This window comes from Roseomonas sp. WA12, assembly GCF_054165765.1.
In genome coordinates this window covers 4,526,477-4,548,368 of record NZ_CM135108.1, presented here as the reverse complement: position 1 = coordinate 4,548,368, position 21,892 = coordinate 4,526,477, and the positions used below count along the sequence as shown (strand labels likewise).

19 protein-coding genes are annotated in these 21,892 nt (G+C 71.1%); 10 read left to right on the top strand and 9 right to left on the bottom strand.

All coding sequences use genetic code 11. From position 1 onward, the window contains the following. The first annotated feature begins 64 nt into the window (after positions 1 to 64). The 3 genes from ACVBD7_RS21495 to ACVBD7_RS21485 are packed head-to-tail and all read left to right on the top strand — an operon-like array spanning position 65 to position 2,928. The gene (locus ACVBD7_RS21495) at positions 65 to 907 is read left to right on the top strand and encodes a chorismate mutase (protein ID WP_458095275.1); all 843 of its coding nucleotides are present in this window, start codon (positions 65 to 67) and stop codon (positions 905 to 907) included. A 55-nt stretch (positions 908 to 962) separates the two neighbouring features. After that, positions 963 to 2,045, top strand: coding sequence for a histidinol-phosphate transaminase (hisC, locus tag ACVBD7_RS21490; RefSeq protein WP_458095274.1), 1,083 nt, complete (start codon positions 963 to 965; stop codon positions 2,043 to 2,045). Further along, positions 1,990 to 2,928 carry a prephenate/arogenate dehydrogenase family protein gene (locus tag ACVBD7_RS21485; RefSeq protein WP_458095273.1) on the top strand — a complete coding sequence of 313 codons (939 nt, stop codon included), beginning with the start codon at positions 1,990 to 1,992 and terminating at the stop codon, positions 2,926 to 2,928. Before hisC ends, ACVBD7_RS21485 begins: the two co-directional genes overlap by 56 nt. 4 nt (positions 2,929 to 2,932) lie before the next feature. Here the strand turns inward: ACVBD7_RS21485 and ACVBD7_RS21480 are convergent, their stop codons facing one another. Then, positions 2,933 to 3,172 (bottom strand): hypothetical protein, encoded by a 240-nt coding sequence (locus tag ACVBD7_RS21480; protein ID WP_458095272.1) that lies wholly within the window; start codon positions 3,170 to 3,172, stop codon positions 2,933 to 2,935. Positions 3,173 to 3,323: 151 nt separating this feature from the next. Continuing rightward, positions 3,324 to 3,836: a pyridoxamine 5'-phosphate oxidase family protein gene (locus ACVBD7_RS21475; protein WP_458095271.1), complete on the bottom strand. Its 513-nt coding sequence runs from the start codon at positions 3,834 to 3,836 to the stop codon at positions 3,324 to 3,326. A 79-nt stretch (positions 3,837 to 3,915) separates the two neighbouring features. Here ACVBD7_RS21475 and ACVBD7_RS21470 point away from each other — a divergent pair, with 79 nt between their 5' ends. After that, positions 3,916 to 4,737 (top strand): enoyl-CoA hydratase/isomerase family protein, encoded by an 822-nt coding sequence (locus tag ACVBD7_RS21470; RefSeq protein ID WP_458095270.1) that lies wholly within the window; start codon positions 3,916 to 3,918, stop codon positions 4,735 to 4,737. A 27-nt stretch (positions 4,738 to 4,764) separates the two neighbouring features. Here ACVBD7_RS21470 and ACVBD7_RS21465 read toward each other — a convergent pair whose 3' ends face one another. Together ACVBD7_RS21465 and ACVBD7_RS21460 are read right to left on the bottom strand one after the other, a co-directional pair. After that, a complete protein-coding gene (locus tag ACVBD7_RS21465) occupies positions 4,765 to 5,388 on the bottom strand; it encodes a DedA family protein (protein ID WP_458095269.1) in 624 nt (207 codons plus the stop codon). A gap of 2 nt (positions 5,389 to 5,390) precedes the next feature. Beyond that, positions 5,391 to 7,067, bottom strand: coding sequence for an ArnT family glycosyltransferase (locus ACVBD7_RS21460; protein WP_458095268.1), 1,677 nt, complete (start codon positions 7,065 to 7,067; stop codon positions 5,391 to 5,393). A gap of 97 nt (positions 7,068 to 7,164) precedes the next feature. Here ACVBD7_RS21460 and ACVBD7_RS21455 point away from each other — a divergent pair, with 97 nt between their 5' ends. Together ACVBD7_RS21455 and ACVBD7_RS21450 are read left to right on the top strand one after the other, a co-directional pair. Further along, positions 7,165 to 7,383 carry a hypothetical protein gene (locus tag ACVBD7_RS21455; RefSeq protein WP_458095267.1) on the top strand — a complete coding sequence of 73 codons (219 nt, stop codon included), beginning with the start codon at positions 7,165 to 7,167 and terminating at the stop codon, positions 7,381 to 7,383. A 259-nt stretch (positions 7,384 to 7,642) separates the two neighbouring features. Next, positions 7,643 to 8,305 (top strand): Mbeg1-like protein, encoded by a 663-nt coding sequence (locus ACVBD7_RS21450; RefSeq protein ID WP_458097748.1) that lies wholly within the window; start codon positions 7,643 to 7,645, stop codon positions 8,303 to 8,305. Positions 8,306 to 8,485: 180 nt separating this feature from the next. On the opposite strand, the gene ACVBD7_RS21445 is transcribed toward ACVBD7_RS21450, so the two are convergent. Continuing rightward, a complete protein-coding gene (locus tag ACVBD7_RS21445; RefSeq protein ID WP_458095266.1) occupies positions 8,486 to 10,549 on the bottom strand; it encodes a TRAP transporter permease in 2,064 nt (687 codons plus the stop codon). Next, positions 10,549 to 11,526 carry a TAXI family TRAP transporter solute-binding subunit gene (locus tag ACVBD7_RS21440; protein WP_458095265.1) on the bottom strand — a complete coding sequence of 326 codons (978 nt, stop codon included), beginning with the start codon at positions 11,524 to 11,526 and terminating at the stop codon, positions 10,549 to 10,551. The genes ACVBD7_RS21445 and ACVBD7_RS21440 overlap by 1 nt, the downstream gene beginning before the upstream one ends. A 136-nt stretch (positions 11,527 to 11,662) precedes the next feature. Here ACVBD7_RS21440 and ACVBD7_RS21435 point away from each other — a divergent pair, with 136 nt between their 5' ends. Further along, positions 11,663 to 11,845, top strand: coding sequence for a hypothetical protein (locus ACVBD7_RS21435; RefSeq protein ID WP_458095264.1), 183 nt, complete (start codon positions 11,663 to 11,665; stop codon positions 11,843 to 11,845). Here ACVBD7_RS21435 and ACVBD7_RS21430 read toward each other — a convergent pair. Continuing rightward, positions 11,842 to 13,089: an MFS transporter gene (locus ACVBD7_RS21430; protein WP_458095263.1), complete on the bottom strand. Its 1,248-nt coding sequence runs from the start codon at positions 13,087 to 13,089 to the stop codon at positions 11,842 to 11,844. The genes ACVBD7_RS21435 and ACVBD7_RS21430 overlap by 4 nt on opposite strands. A 19-nt stretch (positions 13,090 to 13,108) precedes the next feature. Then, positions 13,109 to 17,893 carry an NAD-glutamate dehydrogenase gene (locus tag ACVBD7_RS21425; protein WP_458095262.1) on the bottom strand — a complete coding sequence of 1,595 codons (4,785 nt, stop codon included), beginning with the start codon at positions 17,891 to 17,893 and terminating at the stop codon, positions 13,109 to 13,111. Positions 17,894 to 18,076: 183 nt separating this feature from the next. Between ACVBD7_RS21425 and ACVBD7_RS21420 the strand changes: the two genes are divergently transcribed. Continuing rightward, positions 18,077 to 19,069 (top strand): cupin domain-containing protein, encoded by a 993-nt coding sequence (locus ACVBD7_RS21420; protein WP_458095261.1) that lies wholly within the window; start codon positions 18,077 to 18,079, stop codon positions 19,067 to 19,069. Next, the gene (locus ACVBD7_RS21415; RefSeq protein ID WP_458095260.1) at positions 19,066 to 19,851 is read left to right on the top strand and encodes an OmpA family protein; all 786 of its coding nucleotides are present in this window, start codon (positions 19,066 to 19,068) and stop codon (positions 19,849 to 19,851) included. The genes ACVBD7_RS21420 and ACVBD7_RS21415 overlap by 4 nt, the downstream gene beginning before the upstream one ends. Here the strand turns inward: ACVBD7_RS21415 and ACVBD7_RS21410 are convergent. Next, positions 19,848 to 20,672, bottom strand: a complete 825-nt coding sequence (locus ACVBD7_RS21410) for an alpha/beta fold hydrolase (RefSeq protein WP_458095259.1) — start codon at positions 20,670 to 20,672, stop codon at positions 19,848 to 19,850. The two genes, ACVBD7_RS21415 and ACVBD7_RS21410, sit on opposite strands and share 4 nt — an antisense overlap. 163 nt (positions 20,673 to 20,835) lie before the next feature. On the opposite strand from ACVBD7_RS21410, the gene ACVBD7_RS21405 reads away from it, so the two are divergent. Beyond that, positions 20,836 to 21,810, top strand: coding sequence for a tripartite tricarboxylate transporter substrate-binding protein (locus ACVBD7_RS21405; protein ID WP_458095258.1), 975 nt, complete (start codon positions 20,836 to 20,838; stop codon positions 21,808 to 21,810). Positions 21,811 to 21,892 lie beyond the last annotated feature (82 nt).

Genomic DNA, 21,892 nt, shown 5'->3' with positions numbered 1-21,892 from the left:
GCCCGGCACCGGCGCCGCGATGCCTTGGCGCCTTGCGATGGGGGCGCTAGACCCGGCGAACCCCATGCCAGACCCTGCCCTCTCCGACCCCGCCGCCGTGCAGCCTGCCGCGCTCGCCGCCGCCCGCGCCGAGTTCGACGCGATCGACGACGCGCTGCACGACCTGCTGATGCGCCGCGCCGGACTGTCCGCCCAGCTCTCGGCCCAGGGCATGAAGATGGGCGGCGCCAGCTTCCGGCCGGGTCGGGAGGCGATGATCCTGCGCCGCCTGCTGGCCCGCCATGCCGGGCCGATGCCGCGCGCCACCATCGCCCGGCTGTGGCGAGAGGTGATCGCCTCCTCCCTGCGGCTGCAATCGGCCTTCTCGGTCGCCACCATGGCGGGCGCCGAGACCCTGGCGCGCGGGCATTTCGGCCTGGACATGCCGCTGCGCACCCACGCCACACCCTCCCGCGCCCTGGCCGCCCTCTCAGCGGGCGAGGCCTCAGTGGCCATTCTGCCTTCGCCGGCCGATGGCGAACCGCCGGAGGCCGCTTGGTGGATCAGCCTGGATGCGCCGCGCCTGCAGGTTGTCGCCGCCCTGCCCTTCCTGATGCAGCCCGGCCAGCTGCTGCCCAGCGCCCTTGTCGTAGCGGGTTTCGCGGCCGACGCCACTCCGGGCGACCGCGGGCTGCTCCGGCTGGAGCGCGCGCCCAATACCTCGCGCGATGCGCTGGTCTCGACCCTGGCCGCGGCGGGGCTGCCGCCGCTCCGGCTGATCCTCTCCGCCGATGGGATGCGCGCCCTGGCGGAGGTGGAGGGGCTGATCACAGCAGGCGACCCCCGGCTCGCCGCCGTCTCCGCCCTCCGTCCCGCGCCGATCGGTGGTTACGCCGCGCCCGTACCGGATGAGGCCGAAACCGGCTGATTTCCTCCTCACGCGGACCCCTCCCCGCCCCCTGCCTCTGACAGAGACGCTGCCCATGCCCGTGATGCCCCGCCCCTCCATCCTCTCGGTCGAGCCCTATGTGGGCGGTGAATCGAAGGTTCCGGGCGTGAACCGGATCGTGAAGCTCTCCTCCAACGAGGGCGCTTTCGGGCCGCCCCCGGCGGCGATCGAGGCGATCGCGGCGGCCGGGCGCGAGGCGCATCGCTACCCCGATGGCGGCGCGACCGCGCTGCGCGAGGCGATCGGGCGCCACCACGGGCTGGACCCTGCGCGGATCGTGGTCGGCAACGGGTCCGATGAACTCCTGGCGCTGCTGATCCTCGCCTATGGCGGCGAGGGGACGGAGCTGGTCATGTCCGCCCATGGCTTCCTGATGTACGAGCTGACCGGCCGCTGGGCCGGTTGCGGCATCATCAAAGTGCCCGAGAAGAACCTGGTGGCGGATGTGGACGGGCTGATCGCCGCCTGCGGCCCGCGCACCCGGCTGGTGATCCTGGCCAACCCGAACAACCCGACCGGCGCGCTGCTGCCGCAGGCCGAGGTGAACCGCCTGCGCTCCGGGCTGCGCGAAGACATCCTGCTGATCCTCGATTCCGCCTATGCCGAATATGTCGAGGACCCGGATTACGATCCCGGCCAGGCGTTGGTGGATGCCGGCTCCAACACGGTGATGACCCGCACCTTCAGCAAGGTCTGGGGCCTGGGCGGGATGCGGCTGGGTTGGGCCTACGGGCCGGCCGCCATCATTGACGTGATGAACCGCGTGCGCGGCCCCTTCAACGTGAACGCGGCCGCCATGGCCGCCGGCATCGCTGCCCTGTCTGAGCCGGACTGGGTGAAGAGAAGCGTCGCGCACAACGCCGAGTGGCGCGCGAAGATGACGCAGGGCATGGAGGCGCTCGGCCTGACCGTGCATCCCAGCCACGGCAACTTCCTGCTCGTTGATTTCGGCAGCGCGGACCGCGCGAAGGCCGCCGATGCCCATCTCCGCTCACGCGGGCTGATCGTGCGCGGAGTGGCCGTCTACGCGCTGCCGACCTGCCTGCGCATCACCATCGGCAATGCGGAGGAGTGCGGGATGGTGCTCGACGCATTGCAGGATTTCCCGCGTGGCTGAGGCACCGCTCTTCCAGCGTCTCTGCATCATCGGTCCGGGCCTCGTCGGTTCCTCCATGCTGCGAGTGGCCCAAGCGCGGGACGACATCGCGCGCGAGCTGGTGGCCAGCGCGCGCAGCGAGCACACGTTGGAGCGCGTGCGCGTGCTCGGCATCGCCGATGTGGTGGAGGGCGACGCGGCAAAGGCTGTCGCGGGCTGCGATGCTGTCATCCTCTGCGTGCCCGTCGGTGCCTATGCGGGGGTGATGGCGCATATCGCGCCGCATCTCGCGCCCGGCTGCATCCTGAGCGATGTCGGTTCCACAAAGGGCAGCGTGCTTCGTGACCTCCTGCCGCTGCTGCCGGAGGGCGTGCATCTCGTGCCCGCGCATCCCATGGCCGGAACGGAGCATTCGGGGCCGGATGCCGGCTTCCCCGAGCTGTTCAAGGGCCGCTGGTGCATCATCACCCCGCCGCCGGGAGCCGATCCCGAAGCCGTGGCCAAGATCCGCGCCCTATGGGAGCGCGCGGGCTCGATGATCGAGACGATGGATGCGGCGACGCATGACAAGGTGGTCGCCATCGTCTCCCACCTGCCGCATCTCATCGCCTTCACCATCTGCGGCACGGCGGACGACCTGGCGCAGGAAACGCGGGAGGCGGTGCTGCGATTCGCGGCTTCGGGCTTCCGCGACTTCACGCGCATTGCGGCCAGCGACGTGGACATGTGGCGCGACATCTTCCTGAACAACCGCGAGGCCGTGCTGGAGATGCTGGCGCGGCTGACGGAGGACGCCCAGGCCTTCGGCCGCGCCATCCGCTGGGGCGAGGCAGGGTTCATCGAGGACCGGATCCGCCGAGGCCGGAAGATTCGCCGCTCCCTGATCGAGCTGAAGCAGGCCTAAGGGGCTACCAGGGCCGGCTGGTCACCACCGCCCAGGCCTCCTCGAACCCGCCTTCAAGGGCGGCGGCGAGGACTGCGCGGTCACGGATGCCGTGCAGTATGCTCGGAAGGGCATTCGCATTCGCATCTGCAACCAGGAAGGCGCCCAGGCGGTCACGGGCGACCTCAAGGGCTGCGCAACGCTGGGCGATGCTGCCGTCCGGCGGAATAGCATCGAGAAGGGCAAGGCGGAAAGCGAGGCGCATAGCCGCGCGTTCCGAAGCCGGAATGGGCAAAAGGGGTCTCCGCATCCGCGAGCAGGATGGGTCTCAACCCTTCCTGGATCCCGCGTTCCGGGCACGCAGGGCGGGGTCTCCACAGGGTGGAGCCCCGCCACCGTCACAGCAACCCTTTTTATTACGCCCCCGAGAAGGAAACGCGCTCGTTCTCGCCACCCTTCGGCGGCTGGCCCGTCAGCGTGGCCTTTACATAGCCATAGGCGTGAAGCAGCGTGGAGGACGGGCTATCCCAGTACTCGGCTCCCGTCATCTCGACGGCGATGAGGGCTATGCGAGCATCCTCGGGCCCGTCCGGGAACCAGGTCTTCATGCTCTCCTGCCAGAGCTCCTTCTGCTTCGCCACGTCGCGCACCACCCGGGCCTTGCCGGAGACGGAGACGTAGTTCTGCTTCGAAGGATCGGAGTAGGACAGAAGGACGCGGTCGTTCTTTGCGATCTCCTCGGTCTTCTCCGTGCCGCTGCCCGAGAAGAACCACAGGGTCTTGCCATCGGGGTCCAGCCCGGCAGCGACCATCGGCCGCCCGCGCAGCCGCTCGTCATCGCCATGCGTCACCATCACGGTGGTCTGCACGTCCTTGATCAGCTCGCGGACCTTCTCGCGCTGCTCGTGCTCGGTCTTGGCTTCGGCCATCGGGAACTCCTTCCGGGTATGCGGTCAGGCGTTGGAACGGTCCCGGCGCGGCCCGGTTGCTCCATGAGGGTACGGGGGCTTGCCCGGGCAACCCCGCGCCCGCACCCTGCCCGGCACCATGAGCCACCCCGATCTTCACCTCACGCGCGAGGGCGGCCTCGCCACCCTCACCATCAATCGCCCGGCGAAGCGCAACGCGCTGACCATGCCCATGTGGCAGGCGCTGTCCGAGACCTTCGACTCCCTTTCGGCCGATGAATCCCTGCGCTGCGTCATCCTGCGTGGCGCCGGCGAGGACGCCTTCTCCGCCGGCGCGGATGTCACAGCATTCCGCGAGGAACGCGGCACGGCGGAACGCGAACGCGCCTACCACACGGCGCTGGTGAACGCCTTCCTCTCCATCGAGCGCTGCATGCATCCCGTGGTGGCGGCGCTGCGGGGCCATGCGCTCGGCGGCGGCTGCGGGCTCGCGCTGATGTGCGACTTCCGCGTGGGCGGACCCTCCACCCGCATGGGCATCCCGGCGCGGAACCTCAGCCTCTACTATCCGCATGAAGGGCTGGACGCGCTTCTGCGCATCGCAGGCGAGGCCGTGGCGATGGAGATGCTGGTGGAAGGCCGCACCTATTCCGGCGAGGAGGCACTTGCCCGCCGCCTGCTGACCCGGCTCGTCACGGACGATCAGGTTCAGGCGGAGGCACTGGCGCTGGCCGCGCGCATCGCGGAAGGCGCGCCGCTGGCCAACCGCTTTCACAAGCGCGCGCTTCGCGCCCTGCGCGGGCCGTTGCCGATCACGGCGGCCGATGAGGCGGAGCTGGACGACTTTCCGCGCAGCGCAGATTTCCGCGAGGCCGTAGCGGCCTTCAACGAGCGGCGGAAGCCGGTTTTCCAGGGACGGTGAACGGGTCGCACCGAGACGGTAAAGGCCTCACCCGGGGTCACCCGCGCCCTGTTTCCACCGTCCCCGTGTCCGCCACAGATGCCACGCATAGGTCAGCACAGCCGCCGCAACGACGGCGATGGCCAGCGGCTCCATCCAGTGCCCGATCCGTTCCCACTGCCCTTGCAGCAGCCATCCCGCGGTCATCAGGAACCCGGTCCAGGCGGCGGTTCCGATGATGGTGGCGAGATAGAAGGATGGTCGGCCCATGCGCGCGATGCCGGCCGGCACGGAGATGAGGGTGCGTGGCCCGGGCAGGCAACGGCAGACCAGCACGGCCCAGACGCCCCAGCGCACCAGCAGGGCCGAGGCGTCGCGCACGTCCTGGCCGATGATGCCGACATAGCGGCCGTAGCGGTCGGCGAAGTGCTCGACGCGGGCCTGGCCGACGGCGCGGGCTGCCTCGTACCAGATAGCATTGCCCAGGATGGCGCCGGCGGTGCCGGCCAGGAACACGGCCAAAGGATTGAGCTGGCCTTGGGCGGCGGCGAAGCCGGCCACGGGCATGATGGCTTCGGAGGGGATGGGCGGAAAAATGTTCTCCGCCAACATCAGCAGGAAGATGCCGGCGACGCCGGTGGCCGCCATGAAGTCGGCGATCGTCTGTAGCATGGTCAGCCGGCCCGGAAGAGGGTGATGACCACGCGGCGGCCACGGACATAGTTGAAGCCTTCCACCCGGCCGACCGCGCGGGCGCGCAGGCCGGTTGTGGAGGCCTCGGCCTCGAAGCGCGGGACCTCGCGGCCCTCCACGGCCACCACCCGATCCGGGGCGGTGGCCAGGTACCGGGCTGCCTCGGTGCCGTCGGTGAGGAGACGGGTGGCGGTGCCGGCCTCGAAGACGAGAGAGGGCTCGTGGAAGCCGGCAATGCCGAAGCGGTCGGCCGGCACACCCTCGGCCCGCAGCAGAGCGGCGACGCGGGGAGAGACCCAGGGCGCGGTCAGGTTGGGCAGCACCCCGCCGAGCACCACAGCGTAGAGCGGGACGGCGAGGAGAGCGGCGGAGAGACCGGCGCGCGGCCAGTCCCCGGCCCGCGCGGCATGGACAACCGCCCAGAGCAGGAGCGCGGCGGCGAGTGGGGCGAGCAGGCCGATGAGGGCGATCCGCCCGTCCGCGGCGATGGGCAGGGCTACGGCGCCGATGGCGAGGCCAATGGCGGTGCCGAACAGCGCCAGCCAGCCGAGCCAGGCCAGCCAGCGCGGCGCGGGTTTGCGGAGGGGGTCGCAGGCCCAGGCGGCGCCGAGCAGCAGCAGCGCGGGATAGGCGGGCAGGACGTAGTGCGGCAGCTTCGTCGCCACTGCCTCGAACAGCAGCCAGGTCGGCGCGGCCCAGGCGAGAAGGTAGCGTGTGCCCGGCCGCATCCGCGCCTCCCAGGCCCAGGGCAGGCCACGCAGGACAAGGAAGGCGCCGGGAAAGGCCGCGATGCCGAAGGTGAGCAGGTAGTAGCCGGGCGGCCCCCAATGGGCTTCCTCCCCAGAGCCCACCTTGTTCAGCATGTCGTCGCCCAGCGCCTGGGCGAAGAAGCGGCCTTCGGTGGCGATGCCGATGGCGACCAGCCAGGGCAGCGCGCAGGCGATCATCAAGGGCACGCCCCAGATCGGTCGCAGCGCGCGTAGCCAGGGTGCACCCCGCCATCCGCGATCCGCGACGAAAAGGGTGAGCCCGGCCAGCAATGGCACCATCGGCGCGATCGGGCCCTTCAAGAGCACCCCGGCGCCAAGGGCGAGCCAGAAGCCGAGCGCGGCGCGCGGTCCGAAGGCGGCCGGAGTGAGATAGGCGCGCCCCATCAGCCCCATGGCCGCGACGATGCTGGCCAGCAGAGCGGCATCAGTCTTTGCGATATGGGTCTCGACCAGCAGCAGCAGGGCGGCGGCGAGCAGCGCGGCAGCGAGAAAGGCGGCGCGTCTTCCGACCAGCGCGCGGCCGAAGGAGAAGGTGGCCAGCACCGCCAGCCAGGCGCCCAGCGCGGAAGCGAGACGGTAGCTGCCGATCCAGCGGCGCGCGGGCAGGCCGGCTGCCTCCAGCGTGTGGACGATGCCGGCCTGGGCCCAGTGGATGCCCACCGGCTTCTTGTTGCGCTCCACCTCTCCGTTGCGAATTCGAACGTAATCGCCGGTCTCTACCATCTGACGGCTGGCCTGGGCGAAGCGCGCCTCGTCGCGGTCCCCGGCCGGCAGGGAGAAGAGGCCCGGCGTCCAGAGCAGCAGGCAGAGGAGGGAGAGCCAAAGGCGGGGGCGCCGCGTCTCTGGCAGGCGGTCAAGGGCGCCGGTCAGGGAAGGGGCAAGGGCCATGGGCGGCGCCTTAGCGGCGGGCGTGGGGGGAGTCGAGAGCCGTCGCCGAACAACCGCCGGCCTCGGGCGTTCATGACGGGAGAAGAGGAGATACACCATGTCCGACAGTCCTGAGATCGTGCCGCCCGACCCCTCGCCGGCCCCTGGGCCCGGCCCAGGTCCGGAGACCACGCCTCCGGAGCCGATCTCCCCGCCCCCGGCACCCGGGCCGGAGTTTCCGGTGATCGATCCCATCGGGCCGGACAACGACCCGATCGGGCCGGATATTCCGCCGATCGGGCCGGGCCCCGGCGGAATGCCGCCGACCGTGATGTGAGCCTGTGACGGGGGCCGCGCCTCCCGGCTCTTAAGCGGGGCCTGCCGTGGGCAGCGGCCGGGGGTGGGGAGTGCAGGGCCCGTGAGACGGGTTCTGCCTCAACCCCTCCTGGTCCGGGTGTTCGTGGCGGATGCGGTCACACCGGCCAGTGCCGGCAAGATCGCCATGCAGCGCAGCTAGACAGTTGCGACGACGAAATTTAGCTTTTCACCCTTTGCCGGAACAAACCGGCTCCGGGGGAAACTAAGTCGTGGCGCACATGACCGTTCAGCACACGTCGCAGGCCGCAAACGCCATCTATAAAAACAACGATTTTGAGGGCTACACCCTGCTCGGGGGGTTCTTCGACCCGAAGAACGACAACCGGCTGGGCTGGAAAACAGAGGGCGACGCCGGCGGCGGGTCAGCGGGAATCTACAAGTTCAACCAGGGCGACAACCAGTACCTCCTCGCCTTCCGTGGCTCCAAGGGCGGCAAGGACTGGAAGGTCGACGACCTGCAGATCGGCCTTAACATGACGGTCGACCGGGCCAGCGACTGCATCGCCTATGCCAAGCGGCTGCAGTGGCAATACCCGAAGGCGTTCATCCTGGTGACCGGTCACTCCCTCGGTGGGTTCCTGGCGCAGGTGGTCGGCGTGGAGTGCGACATGCCCTTCATCACCTACAACGCGCCGCCGGCCGGGCGCGCCCTCGCTGGGAAGACCGACCTCTGGAAGTTCAAGAAGGGCGTGAACATGCGGATCAACTGGGATCCCGTGAGCCGCGCGCCGGGACGCCATGTCGGGCCGCTGATCACCATGCCACATGTGGGCGTGAACATCGCCAACGCGCATACGAACGGGGCGATCCAGAAATCCATGTCCCAGGCCAAGTACAAGGACAACATCGCCATGGCCTTCATCACCCGACAGAATATGTAGCCGGGAGCGTTCCGCAGTTCCGGAACCGGAGAGAGCGCCAATCTTTTTAGGCCTCTTGCCAGGAACCCGAGGCGCAACGTCGGTCCAGCGCTCCAACACGCAAACAAGGATGATGAAGTAAGGTCGGGAGGGAGGAAGAATTCCTTCTCCCTCCCCTCCGGACAGACCGAACGGAGGATGTCAGGCCACCGCCCGCCCCCGGCCCTGCCAGGCCAGCAGAGCAGCCCCAAGCGCCATGCCGATCCAGTGCGGCGCTGGCAGCCAGGGCAAGGCCCCCTCCAGCAGCGCGGGGAACACCAGCAGCAGCCCTGCCAGGGTAAAGCCCACGCGCTCCAGCCCGTTCAGCGCCCGCAGGAAGAAGCCCTGGCAGGCCGCCGCCAGTGCCGCGAGACCTGCGGTCGCCAGAAGGATCTGCCAGACCACGTCGAGCCAGGTCATCTGGGGCGTGAGGGATAGCAGCAGGCCCACGCCCTCGGGATCGGTGACGAAGACGAAGGGCAGCACGAAGGCCGGGAGGGTGTATTTCCAGGCCTGCAGTGTGGTCGAATACGGCCCTGCCCCGGTGATAGCCGCCGCTGCGAAGGGCGAGAGGGCGGTGGGCGGGGAGACCTCTGACAGCACCGCGTAGTAGAAGACGAACATATGCGCGGCGTAATCGGGCACGCCGAGTTTCATCAGCGCGGGCGCGGCCACCACGGCGCAGATGATGTAGCTGGCCGTCACCGGCACCGCGAGGCCGATCACCCAGACGATCAGCCCCGTGAACAGCGCCGTGCCGAGCACCGATCCGTTCGCCGCCTGGATGGCAATGTCGGAGAATTTCAGCCCCAGCCCCGTCAGCGTGATGACGCCGACGATGATGCCCGCGCAGGCGCAGGTGGCGGCAATGCCGACCGACTGGATAGCGCCGATCGCCAGCGCCTCGACCAGCTTGCGCGGGAATAGCGCCGTCTCCGGCCGAATGAAGGACAGCACCACCGCCACCGCCATCGCGTAGAGCACCGCGAGGGTGGAGGAGTAGCCCAGCACCATGAAGACGATAATCGCGACCAGGGAGGAGAAGTGGAAGCCGTACTTCTTCACCAGCTCGCGCGCCGGAGTAGCGGAGGGCACCTCCACCGCCTTGCCCGCGGCGCCCAGACGACGCTGGTCCAGCTCCACCATGAAGAGCAGCGACGCGTAGTAGAGGCAGGTGGGGATGATCGCCATCCGCAGCACTTCGAGGTAGCCGATCTTCAGATACTCGGCGATCAGGAAGGCCGCGGCGCCCAGCACGGGCGGCGAGATGATGGCGCCCAGCCCGCCGGCCGCGAGCAGCCCGCCCGCATCGGCGGCGCGGTAGCCCACCTTCTTCATCATCGGCCAGGCCACCGTGCCGAGCGTGACGGTGGTGGCGACGCCCGAGCCCGAGGGCCCGCCCAGCAGGAAGGAGGAGAGCACCACTGTACGCCCGGCGGAGCTCGCCTTGCCGCCCATCACTGAGAAGGAGAAGTCCACGAAGAACTTGCCCGCACCCGAAAGCTGCAGGATGGCGCCGTAGATGGTGAACAGGATGATGAGCGTCGCCGAGACATCGACCGCCGTGCCGAAGATGCCGTCCAGCCCCACCGCGAGATGCGGGATCAGCCGTTCTGAGTCATAGCCCCTGTGCGTCCAGGGTGCTGGCAGGTGGTTGCCGAAAAAGGCGTAGGCGATGAAGGCGATCGCGACCACGGGCATGATCCAGCCCGTCGTGCGCCGCGTCACCTCCAGCACCAGGGCGACGAGGATCCAGCCGACGACGAGGTCCATCGGCTCGGGGAAGATGACGCGATCCTGCAGGTCGTCGCCGCCCGAGATCAGGTACCAGATGACGTAGAGGCCGACCGCGATCAGCACTGCATCCCACGGCATGAAGCGGTGGCGGAAGCGGCGGGAAACGGGGAACAGGAAAAAGCCGAGCGCGAGGGCGAAACCCACATGCACGAACCGCAGCGTGGTGGTGGGCACGATGTCCCAGGCGGCCCAGAGATGGAACAGGCTCATCGCCAGCGCCATCGCCGTGCCGATCCCGGCGAGGACGCCGCGGAACCGGTTCTGGGCGCCCTCCTCCTCCTCAATCAGCGCCTCGACCCGCGCGGTGGTCGCGGCATCGAGCGAGCCCGGCACCACCTCGGGCGGCAGGCTCGCGCCGATGCCCGGCTCCGGCAGCGGCGCCGCGCCGGCTGGCCCGTCGGAAGGCGTCCCGATTCCCTCGCGCGGCATCAGCCGAGTTGCGCCCCGGTCTGGCGCCAGAAAGCTTCGGCAGCGGGGTGCCAGGGAATTCCGGCGGCGGCGGTCTTCTGGCCCTCGAGCTTGAAGTTGCGCGCCTCGGCATGGGTGCGGGCCAGGTCCTCGCGGCCCTCCCAGGTCAGGCGGATCAGCCGCGTGACCATCTCGGCCGGCATGTCCTCACGCACCGCGAGCACGTTGGCGACCGACATCTGCTTGTTGTCGGCGGACTGGCCGGGATAGGTGCCGGCCGGGATCACCTCGTTGAAATAGACCGGCCCGTACTTCTCCACGATCTTCGCCGTGTAGGTATCGTGGTCGATCATCTGCAGCTGCACACCGGGGCTCGCGCCCAGATCGGTGATCGCGCTGGTGGGGACGCCCGAGACGAAGAAGTAGGCGTCAAGCTTGCCGTCCTTCACCGCGTTGGTGGATTCCGCCGGAGACAACCGCTCGCGCGCGCGGAAGTCCTTCGCGGGGTCGAGGCCCGCGGCCTCGAGCAGCCGCAGCGCCATCACCTCGGTTGCCGAGCCGGGCGCGCCGGTGGAAATGCGCTTGCCGCGCAGATCGGGGATGCCCTTGATGCCGGTGGCCACCGTCGTCACCGCCTGCATGCGGTTGGTGTAGATCACCGCGATGGCGCGGGCGGGCACGGGGCGGCCGCGGAAGCGGTCATTGCCGCGTACCGCATCCACGGCCGCATCCACCTGGGTGAAGATGAGGCCGACGCGATCGGCGCCGAGAAGCTGGAGATTGCCCACCGAGCCGCCCGTCACCTCCACAGTGGCCGACATGCCCGGGATCTGGCGGGAGATGAGGTTCGCGAGCGCACCACCCAGCGGGTAGTACACGCCGCCCGTGGTGCCGGTGCCGATGGCAAGCTGCTGCGCCGTCTGGGCACGCAGAATTCGGGGTGCTGCCAGCACCAGCCCGGCCGCGAACACGCCACGGCGTGGGATTCCACCCATCATCCGAACTCCTTGGATCGTTTTCCTTGCGCCCACCATAGACCGGCCTTTCCGGCCGGAGGAAGGGGCGCGTCCGGGGCCGCAAAACCCGGCCCGCTCCCTGCGTTGTTGGGGCGGACCTGAGAAGAGGAGGCACGGCTTGGCCGAGGACGTCGCATCAAGGCAGAGCGCGAGCGTGGACCTGCGCTTCGGCCAGCACGTGCACCTTCAGGCGGAGGTGCGCGTGACCCCGACCGGGCTGCTGTCCATCGGGGCGCTCGTCTCCGGAATCATCCTGTCGGTGGCGCCGCTGGTGTGGTCGGCGCGGCGGCGGCCCTACTAGCGCCGCTCCTCCCGCACCCCCGCCAGCAGCATCGCACCCACCGCCATGAAGGCGGCGGTGGTGGCGATGCCGGCGCGCTGGCTGCCGCTGAATTGCGTCACCGCGGCGAGGACGGCCGGGCCGAGGAAGCCGGTGATGCGGCCGGACAGGGCGAACAACCCGAAATGCGCGGCGATCTCCCCCGGAGGTGCCAGCCGCGCCATCAGCGTGCGGGACGCCGCCTGTGCCGGGCCGAAGAACAGGCCGAGCACGAGCGCCAGCACCCAGAACATCGCCGTGCTCTCCACCAGTACCAGCGCCACCCCGATCACCACCAGGGCCCAGAGCGAGACCAGCACCATCCGGCGGGAGCCGACGCGGTCCTCCACCAACCCGCCCAGCGCGGCACCGAGCCCGGCGGAGACGTTCATGGCAATGCCGAACATCAGCACCTGCTGGAAGCTCAGCCCGTGCACGCCGGCCGCAAAGATGGCGCCGAAGGCGAAGAGGGTGTTGATGCCGTCCGTGTAGAACAGCCGCGCGATCAGGAAGCGCAGCATGTTCGGGCGCGCGGGCAGGCCGCGCAGAACGGTGCCGACCTCCTGCAACCCCGCCTTTGCCGCCGCCCCCCAGCCGGGCTTCGGCCCGGGCCGGTCGCGCAGCACCGCCAGCACCGGCCAGCCGAAGGCCAGGATCCACAGGCCTACTAGAAGTGCTGCGGCGCGGATCGGCTCGCCCGCCGCGCGGTCCAGCCCAAAGGGCGGCGGATCGGGCTGGATCAAGACAAAAAGGCAGATCAGCAGGCAGGCGAGCCCGCCCGCATAGCCCATCCCCCAGGCCAAGCCCGAGAGGCGGCCCATCCGGCTCTCGGTCGTCACATCCGGCAGCATGGCGTTGTAGAAGACTGTGCCCACCTCGAAGGCCACCGTCGCCAGCCCGACGCAGGCCAGAAGATAGAGCGACCAGTCCGGGTTGGGGTGGGCGGCCCAGATGGCCGCGGTGAAGCCCGCCGTGGCCAGGGTGCACAGGCCCAGCATCAGCCGGCGCCGCCCGCCAGCATCGGCCACGGCGCCGAGCACGGGCGAGAGCAGGGCGATGGAGACTCCCGCCAGGGTCTGCATCCATCCCCATTGCGCCTGGCCCGTCGCGGGGTCGGGCGCCAGGCCCTGGGTGAACCAGGTGGCGATGACGAAGGTGGTCACCACCGTGGGGAAGGCGCTGTTGGCCCAGTCATAGAGGGACCATGCGAATTCGCGGCGGTTCATGCCGTCGCCCCGCCCGCGCTCACGCCCGTTCCAGAGCGCGCAGCGCCACGGACACGGCGGCCAGCTCGCGCTGCCCCGCGGCTTCCCGGGCGAGGCGGACGGCCTCCTCGGGCGGCTTCGGGGCGGTGCCGGAGAGCGCGGCGCGGGCGATGCGGGCCTGGAAGGCCGTCAGGTCCTCCAGCAGGCCGGCCTTGGCGCGTGGGCCGAAGGCGCCCGGGGCAGGGGCGGCGCGGGCGGCGGCGCGCAGCGCTTCCAACCCGAAATCGCGGCCGGCCGCATCCCAGGCAGCGGCGGCCTCGGCGGGCTGCACCCCGGCGACGGCCGCCAGACGCACGATGCCGATCGCGGCGGAGAGGGCAGGTGCCCCCTCTACCAGCCGCGCGGCGGTCTCGGGCAGCGGGCTGCCCTCGGGCGTCGGCATGGCCGCGATGAGGGCGGAGACGCCAGGGCGGAGCAGGGACTCGGCTTCGCCGAGCGGGGCAGTGCCGCCGGAGGGCGCGCGGGTGGAATCCTCGGTCATCGTGCCGGTGGCGTCGTCCAGCAGGGAACGCGCGGCGTCCTCATGCAGGCGGCGGAGTACCAGAAGCGCGGCGCGACGGGTTTCCGGGGGCAAGTTGGTGCCGTCCAGCGAGTCCGCGGCCTCGTCCAGGCCGAAGAGGCGCTCCGCCAGCCAGGCTGCGCGCGCCACCGAAGCCGCATCCCCCTGCCCGGCCAGCCGCGCCAGCCCGGCCGGGCCGAGGCGGTTGGCGGCCCGGTTCGCCAGCATGGTGGCGATCAGGTTGCGGCGCAGGCGATGCGTCTCGATCAGGTCGGCGAAGCGCTCCTGCAGCGGGCGCGGGAAGTAGCTGTGCAGCAGCGGCAGGAAAGCCGGATCATCCGCCAGGGCGGAATCCTCGATCGCGTCCGTCAGCCAGAGCTTGGCCACCGGCAGCAGCGCCGCGATCTCCGGCCGCGTCAGCGCGTCACCCGTGCCGATGCGCTCGGCCATGCGGGCAGCGGAAGGCAGGCCGAGCACGGCGCGGTCCAGCAGCCCCGCAGCCTCGAGCCGGGTGATCAGCCCGGCTTGCGCGGGTAAGGCCTCGGCGCCGGCCGCCTGTTCCAGCGACAGCGCACCGAACTGGGCGGCGTTGTCGGCCAGCACGAGGGCCGCGACCTCGTCGGTCATGGATTGCAGCAGGTCGTCGCGCTGGAGGCGGGTGAGGCGACCGGCGCGCTCGGCCTCGGCGAGCAGGATCTTGATGTTCACCTCGTGGTCCGAGGTGCTGACGCCGGCGGAGTTGTCGAGCGCATCGGTGTCGAGCGCGACGCCCCTGCCATTGTTGCCGGCGCGCGCCGCCTCGATGCGGCCGGCCTGGGTGATGGCGAGGTTGGCGCCCTCCCCCAGCACGCGCGCGCGGATTTCCCCGCCATCGACGCGCAGCGCGTCGTTCGCGCGATCCCCGGCCTCGGCCTGGGATTCCGTGCTCGCCTTCACATAGGTGCCGATGCCGCCGAAGTAGAGGAGATCGACCTGCGCCTTGAGGATGGCGCGCATCACGGCATTGGGCTCCGCGCGCTCCTCGGCGATGCCCAGCATCGCGCGGGCCTGGGGCGAGAGCGGGATGAACTTCGCGTTGCGCGGGAACACGCCGCCGCCCTCGCTCACCAGCCGCACGTCGTAATCCGCCCAGGAGGAACGCGGCAGCTTGAACAGGCGCTCGCGCTCGTCGAAGGCGGTCTCCGCGTTCGGATCGGGGTCGAGGAAGATGTGGCGGTGGTCGAAGGCGGCCAGCAGTCGCGTCCTGCGCGAGATGAGCAGGCCGTTGCCGAAGACATCACCGGACATGTCGCCGACGCCGACGCAGGTGAAGGGATCGGCCTGGATGTCCAGCCCCTGCTCCGCGAAGTGGCGTGCAATCATCACCCAAGCGCCCTTGGCGGTGATGCCCATCTCCTTGTGGTCGTAGCCGGCGGAACCGCCAGAAGCGAAGGCGTCGCCCAGCCAGAAGCCGTACTCGATGGAAAGCGCGTTCGCGACGTCGGAGAAGGTGGCTGTGCCCTTATCGGCCGCGGCGACGATGTAGGGATCGTCGCCATCGCGGCGGATGACATCGGGCGGCGGCACCACGGAGCCGTCGGCGCCCAGGTTGTCGGTCACGTCCAGCATGGCGCGGATAAGGGTTTTGTAGGCGGCGGTGCCGGCGGCCATGAAGGCCTCGCGGTCGCTCGCCGGGGGCACATTGCCCTTAAGGATGAAGCCGCCCTTCGCACCGGTCGGCACGATGATGACGTTCTTCAGCCGCTGCGCCTTCATCAGGCCCAGGATCTCCGTGCGGAAGTCCTCCCGCCGGTCGGACCAGCGGATGCCGCCGCGCGCGACGGCGCCGGCGCGCAGGTGGCAACCTTCCATATGCATGGCCGAGACGAAGATCTCGCGCCACGGGCGCGGATCGGGCATCTCGCCGGCGCGCGCGCTCTCGATCTTGATCGAGAGGTAGTCCTTGCCCTGGAAGTAGTTGGTGCGGATCACCGCATCCAGCGCGGTGCGAAGGCGTGACAGGATGCGGTCCGTGTCGGGGTCTGCCACGCCTTCCAGCAGCGCGGCCCATTCGGCCAGGGCGCGGGATTCGGCGGCGTCGCGCTCGGTGGCTGCCGGGTCGAAGCGGGCGTTGAACAGGGCGACGAGGATGCGCGCGGCATCCGGGTTCGCGGCCAGCGCGGCCTCCACCGCCGGCTGCGGGAAGGCGAAGCCGACCTGCTTGCACCAGCGGAACAGAGTGCGCAGCAGCCAGGCCTCGCGCCAGGTGATGCCGGCGCGGAGAACGAGGCGGTTGAAGCCATCCGCCTCCACCCGCCCGTCGAGCAGGGCGGAGAGCGCGCCCAGCAGCTCGTCGAAGCGATCGTCGGGCGCCTCGGCGCCTGCTTCCACGGCATAGAGGTGCAACGCCACAGGCTCGGCGCCGGCGGGGTGCAGGCGCCAGGGCTGCTCCTCGATCGCGCGGAGGTCCAGGCTCTCGAACAGGGGCAGCATATCGGCCAGGGCCAGCTTGTTGCCCGGGGAGGCGAGGCGCAGCACCAGCTGGCGCGGGCCGGCTCCGGGGGTGCGGCCGATGGCGGCAACGGGATGGCCGGCGGCCAGGGCGGCCTCGGCGAGCCGCAGGTCGGCCACGCCCTGGGCGGGTGTCGCCACCTCCGGATAGGCGCCGTGGAAGGCATCGGCCCAGCGTGCGGCCAGGCGGGCGCCCTCAGCCTCCCCGGCCTCCTCCGCCAGCGCTTCGGCCAGGGCTTCGGGGAAGGCGCGGGCGGCGCGGGCAATGGCGGTTTCCAGCGCCGCGACATCCACCTCGGGCGTCGTCTCCGGCCGCGTGCCGATCACATAGTGCACGCGGGCCAGCGGGGTGTCGCCAAGCGCAATGTAGAAGGCGGAGAGACGGCCGTTGAAGGCGGCGGCGAGGATGCGCCCCACCCGCTCGCGCAGGCGGGTGTCGAAGCTCTCGCGCGGCAGCCAGGCAATGGCGGAGACGAAGCGGCCGAAGGGGTCCCGCCTGAGCGCCAGGGCCGGGCGGGGGCGGATGGCGAGGTCCAACGCCACCCGGGCGCCGGCCAGGATGTCGGCCTCCTCCGCCTGGAACAGCTCGTCGCGCGGCCAGGTGTCCAGCAGGGACAGGAAGGTGCGAGAATCGTGGCTGTCCGGCGCCGCGCCGGAGGCGGCGAGGATGCGGCTCACCTTCGGGGCTAGCCAGGGGATGGAGCGCGGGTTGCGGTTGTAGGCGGTGGCCGCGAACAGCCCCATGAACAGCCGCACCCCCGTCACCCGCCCGTCCGGGGCCAGGATGCGGGTGGCCACCACATCGGCATGGCTGGGGCGGTGGACGCGAACGCGAAGATTGCCCTTAGCGACCGTCAGCGCGACCGGCTGGGCGAGGGAGGCGCGCACGGCCTCGGGCACGGCCGAGAGGTCGCGCAGCGCGTCGAACACCGCCACCTCGGGATCGCGCAGAAGGCCGAGCCCGTCCTCGGCCGTCATCGGGCCGGTCTCGGGCAGGCGGATCAGGCGGTGGCCGAGCAGGACGAAGTTGTCCTCGGCCAGCCAACGCAGGAAGGCGATGGCCTCCGTGCCCTCCGCGGCGCCGGCCAGCTCGGCCTCTGCCTCCCGCAGGCGGGTGACCATGGCCGCATGATCCGACACGGCGATCCGCACCTCGGCCATGGCCTGCGCCAGGGCGGTCTCCACCCCCGGCCAGTCGGCGGCGGGCGGGGCCCCGGCGCCCAGGCGGCGGACCGCGCCGGGGGCGATCTCGATCCGCATCATGCTCTCGTTCGCGTTGCCGGGCACGGCCGGGCCGAGGCCGGTCATCCGGCCGGAGGCGTCGCGCGCGACGCCCAGGATAGGGTGCAGCAGTCGCCGCACGCCGCGGCCGGAGAGGGTGAGCGCGGCCAGGGCGCTGTCCACCAGGAAGGGCATGTCGTCGGTGACGATCTCGGCCACCGCGCCCGCCGTGCGGCCGTCGGCGCCGGGCGGGGATAGGCGAAGCTTCGATTCGCCGCGGCGGCGGGTCTCGGCCAGGGCGTGGAGGGAGGCGGCCTGCCCGGCCAGCGCCTCGGGCGCCATTCCGGCCAGTTCGGCGAGCGGAATCGCGGCGCCGAGAACGCGGAGCAGGACGCGGGCCGTCTCCGGCAGTCCGGGGGCCAGGCGGGCGAGCGCGGCCTCCGCCTCGGCCAGCAACACGGCCCGCATGCCGTCCGGCCCTGCGCCGGGTGTGGGCTGGGGCGGGGGGACGGGGGACGGAGTCGGGGCCGCGGGTGGCATCACATGGTCGGGCATCTGCGTTCCTCTCCGGGCCGGCAAGGGTATCGGTACGCTCGGGCGGGGACGCAAGCGCGGCCGGGTGAAGGAAGGCCCGAAAGATGATCCGCGAGACAAAACGGCGATCTCCGCCGTAACCGTCCCGATCCCGCAGCCTCCCCCTGGCCGCCCGACCAGGAACCGACCTATTTTGGCGGCATCATGGCCTTCACCCTCGCCGACCTGCTCGCCCCGATGGACCAAGCGCGGTTCTTCGGCGAGTTCCACGACCGCCAGCCGCTCCATATCAAGGGAGGCGCGGCAAAGTTCGCCCATGTGTTGTCCTGGGCAGGGATCGACCGGCTGCTGAACCAGACGCATATCTGGTCCGGCCAGTCGCTGAAGATGCAGATGGACGGGCAGCCCGTGCCGGCGGAGGCCTATTCGGCCCGCGCCACCAGCCGCGACAACACGCCCGTGCTGCAGCCCGATGCCCGCAAGCTGCGCGAATGGGTGGCGCGCGGCGCCTCCCTCGTCATGAACGACGTGGACAGCCTCACCCCCGGCCTCGCCTCGGTGAGCGAGGCGCTGGAGAATGCCGGGTTGGGGCGCGCCCAGGCGAATGTCTATGTCTCCTTCCAGGCCCATAAGGCCTTCCCCACGCATTTCGACACGCATGACGTCTGGGCCGTGCAGGTCGAGGGGGAGAAGACCTGGAACATCTGGTCGGGGCGGGCGGACTACCCGATTCCCCACTCGGCCTTTCGCAGCCTCGGCCAGGCGCATCACGATCGGGCCAAGGGTGTGCTGAAGGAGAAGGTGCTGCTGAAGGCGGGCGACCTGCTCTACCTGCCGCGCGGCTGGTACCATGACGCGCTGGCCGAAGGGCTGGCCTCGGTGCATGTGGCCTATGGCGTCCACGCGCCGATCGGGCTGGATCTGGCGAACCTGCTGGTGGAGCGGGCGCTGCAGGACCCGCCCTTCCGCCACCCCCTGCCCCGACTGGACGGAACGCCGGCCGCCCAGGCCGCGCTTGCCGCCCGCGCCGCGCAGCTCGGGCAAAGACTGGCCGAGCTGGCACGCGACCCGCAGGTGCTGCAGGTGCTGACGCGGCAGGTGTCGGAGGCGCGTTATCACCGCGGCGGGGTGAACCTGCTTGCGGCCCGGGGACTGCAGCCGCCTGCCCAGGCGACCAGCAAGGACGACGACGCATGAACCCGCTCCCCGCCGCCCTCCTCCTCCTGCTGGCCGCGGTTCCGGCCCTTGCCCAGCCGGCCCGGCCGCAGCCCGCCTTCAACTGCATCGGCGCGGAAGACCTGGAGGACGATGTCTTCGAGATTCCTTTCGCCACGGGGCGAGACCGGCTGACCGATGCCGCCCGGGCCAACCTGGCCGCCGCCGCCGCCCTGCTCAAGCGCGAGCCCGATCGCAACGCCTGCATCCTCGGCCATGCCCGGCGCGAGGGGGGGCAGCAGACGAGCGTGCAGCTCGCCGCCCGTCGCGCGCGGGCCGTGAAGGACGCGCTGGGCGCTGCCGGGCTGCCCGATTCGCGCTTGCGCTCCGAGGCACGGGTCGCCGGGTTCAGCCGCACGACCGGCACCACGGTGGCGCGCAGCGTCTCGATCGTGGTGATGCCCGTCGCGGCGCCCCGGCCTGAGAGGGCGGCGCCCGAGAGAGTGGCGCCCGCTGCGCCGCCGCTGCGCGAGGCGCCCCCGGCCCCGCCGCCGCCCGCGGCGGTTCCGCCGCGCGAGAGCACACCGCCGCCCGCGCCACCGCCGGCCGAGCCGCCGGCACGCGAGGTGACGCCGCCCCCGGCCCGCCCGCCTGCCGAGGCACCGGCGCGGGAGAGTACGCCGCCCCCGCCGCCACCTGGCGCTGCTCCGCCGCGCGAAACGACGGCGCCCCCTCCCGCACCACCCGCCGAGCCGCGCGAGAGCGTTGCGCCGCCGGTCGCACCGGCCGAGGAGGCGCCGGCTGCGCCCAGGAGGGCGGACTAGCCCTTCGGAAGCAGGGCCTCATTCACCCGGTCAGCCGCCTCGAAGGCCACCCAATGGCCGGCGCCGGGGATGACCAGGGGCTCGGTGCCGCGGGCGCGGAAGAAGTCGATCCGCGCGGCCATATGCGGGATGACAATCGCGTCCCGCTCGCCATAGATCACCCGCAGGGGCGTGCGGACGGTCTCGAGCGCGGTGCGCAGCGAGGTGGGATCGGTGACGTTGCGGCTGCGGTACCGGGCGTGGTCGCTGTTCCAGGCCTGGATGGCCAGGGCCTCGGCGTCGACCCGGGCGGGATCGGCGATCATCAACCGAGTCAGGTTTTCCCGATGCGCTTCGGTGCGCGCCTCGCCCTCGCGGTCCCTCACCGAGACGAGGGGCACGGGCTCGCGCGGCAGGCCCAAGGCGCCCGCGCCGAGCAGGGTGAGCGAATCCAGCCCCGTGGGCTGGCGCGCGGCCAGATGCCCGGCGAGGTTGGCGCCGAAGGAAAAGCCGACCAGGTCATGCGCTGTGGCGGGCCCGATCCGGGCCGCGATTCCCTCGGCGAGCAGGGCCGCGATCCCCCGGAGATCAGATCCCGGCGGCGGCAGGTCGGATTCGCCAAGGCCGGGGAGATCGGGCGCGATCACGCGGCGGGTGCGGGCGAGCGTCTCGATGTTGCGGGCCCAGTGACGCCAGGACCCCGCGCCGCCATGCAGCAGGATCAAGGGCTTGCCGGCGCCCCACTCGTGCCAGACGAGGCGGCCCGCGCCGTTGGGGGTTTCCGCCCGGGTGGCGGCACGAGCCAGGCGGGCTAGGCGGTCCTCGGTCGCGAAGGTCTGCATGGAGTGGTTCTCGGGGAAAAAACAGCGGAGTGGAACCTCCTACCCGGGCCATAATGAACGATTAGATTTTGTATTTACCTCAGCGAATAACTTGACATGGTAGTGAATAAGGAAATCCACTCCGCGCAAAGGTCCGGCCAGCGCCGGACCGCGGAGACTCGCAATGCCCTCCATATCCCGTCGCGCATTGCTGGCGGCCCTTCCGCTGCTCGCGGCCCCATCCATCCTCCGGGCGCAGGTTGGGCCGAGGCCGGTACGGGCGGTGGTGCCCTTTCCGCCCGGCGGCGGCGTGGATGTGTTCGCGCGCCCCTTCGCCCAGGCGCTCGCGGCGGTGTTGGGGCAATCCGTGGTGGTGGAGAATGTGGGCGGGGCGTCCTCCCGCATTGGTAATGCCAGCGTGACGCGGGCGCCGGCCGATGGGGGGACGCTGCTCTTCACCAACGACACGCTCGCGGCGGTGGAGGCACTGCCCGTGCCGGGCGGGGTGCCGGCCCTGCCGCAACTCGCCCCGGTACTGCTGGCAGCTGGGTCGCCACACGCCATCATCACTCATCCGCGCTCCGGCATCCCGGACATCGCGGCCTATGCGGCGCGGGTGCGGGACCCTGCGCGGCGGCCGAACATCGCCCTACCAGGGATCGGGACGGCGCATCACTTCGCGAGCGCACTGTTCGACCAGGCCGTGGGCGGGCGGGCGGAGGTGGTGCCCTATCGCGGCGGCGGGCCGGCGATCGCGGATCTGCTGGCGGGTGTGGTGGATGCCTCGCTGCTGACGCTCGGGGCTGTGGCGGGGCATATCCGGGACGGGCGGTTGGTGGGCTTGGCCGTGACCTCCGCGAAGCGGGCGGCGGTGGTGCCGGAGGTGCCGACGGTGGCCGAAACCGTGGCACCGGGCTTCGACGTCACGACCTGGATGGGCGTGCTGGCCCCGGCCGCGACCCCGGCCGAGACGATAGCGCGGCTGCTCGCCGCCGGCCGGACGGCGATGGAGGATGCGGTGCTGCGGGAACGGCTGGCCTCGCTGGGCTTCGAGCCGGCGGGGGGCGGGCCGGAGGCCTTCGGCGCCCTGCTGCGGGACACGGTGGCGCGGTTTTCGGCCGTGGCGCCGCTGGCGGGGATCCGGGCCGAGGAGGCCTGACCCCCTCGTGATCCACCCGGGTGTGTGCGGGCGCGCCGGGCAGGCTAGTCTGCGCGCCTGATCCGCCTGCTTTTGCAAGGAG

Excerpts from the sequence above, each read along its gene's own strand:
- ACVBD7_RS21420 (WP_458095261.1), top strand. The coding sequence starts at position 18,077 with ATGGCCTTCACCCTCGCCGACCTGCTCGCCCCGATGGACCAAGCGCGG.
- ACVBD7_RS21440 (WP_458095265.1), bottom strand. The coding sequence starts at position 11,526 with ATGATGGGTGGAATCCCACGCCGTGGCGTGTTCGCGGCCGGGCTGGTG.
- hisC (WP_458095274.1), top strand. The coding sequence starts at position 963 with ATGCCCGTGATGCCCCGCCCCTCCATCCTCTCGGTCGAGCCCTATGTG.
- ACVBD7_RS21465 (WP_458095269.1), bottom strand. The coding sequence starts at position 5,388 with ATGCTACAGACGATCGCCGACTTCATGGCGGCCACCGGCGTCGCCGGC.
- ACVBD7_RS21455 (WP_458095267.1), top strand. The coding sequence starts at position 7,165 with ATGTCCGACAGTCCTGAGATCGTGCCGCCCGACCCCTCGCCGGCCCCT.
- ACVBD7_RS21450 (WP_458097748.1), top strand. The coding sequence starts at position 7,643 with ATGACCGTTCAGCACACGTCGCAGGCCGCAAACGCCATCTATAAAAAC.
- ACVBD7_RS21475 (WP_458095271.1), bottom strand. The coding sequence starts at position 3,836 with ATGGCCGAAGCCAAGACCGAGCACGAGCAGCGCGAGAAGGTCCGCGAG.
- ACVBD7_RS21425 (WP_458095262.1), bottom strand. The coding sequence starts at position 17,893 with ATGCCCGACCATGTGATGCCACCCGCGGCCCCGACTCCGTCCCCCGTC.
- ACVBD7_RS21460 (WP_458095268.1), bottom strand. The coding sequence starts at position 7,067 with ATGGCCCTTGCCCCTTCCCTGACCGGCGCCCTTGACCGCCTGCCAGAG.
- ACVBD7_RS21405 (WP_458095258.1), top strand. The coding sequence starts at position 20,836 with ATGCCCTCCATATCCCGTCGCGCATTGCTGGCGGCCCTTCCGCTGCTC.
- ACVBD7_RS21415 (WP_458095260.1), top strand. The coding sequence starts at position 19,066 with ATGAACCCGCTCCCCGCCGCCCTCCTCCTCCTGCTGGCCGCGGTTCCG.
- ACVBD7_RS21485 (WP_458095273.1), top strand. The coding sequence starts at position 1,990 with ATGCGGAGGAGTGCGGGATGGTGCTCGACGCATTGCAGGATTTCCCGC.
- ACVBD7_RS21445 (WP_458095266.1), bottom strand. The coding sequence starts at position 10,549 with ATGCCGCGCGAGGGAATCGGGACGCCTTCCGACGGGCCAGCCGGCGCG.
- ACVBD7_RS21480 (WP_458095272.1), bottom strand. The coding sequence starts at position 3,172 with ATGCGCCTCGCTTTCCGCCTTGCCCTTCTCGATGCTATTCCGCCGGAC.
- ACVBD7_RS21495 (WP_458095275.1), top strand. The coding sequence starts at position 65 with ATGCCAGACCCTGCCCTCTCCGACCCCGCCGCCGTGCAGCCTGCCGCG.
- ACVBD7_RS21430 (WP_458095263.1), bottom strand. The coding sequence starts at position 13,089 with ATGAACCGCCGCGAATTCGCATGGTCCCTCTATGACTGGGCCAACAGC.
- ACVBD7_RS21410 (WP_458095259.1), bottom strand. The coding sequence starts at position 20,672 with ATGCAGACCTTCGCGACCGAGGACCGCCTAGCCCGCCTGGCTCGTGCC.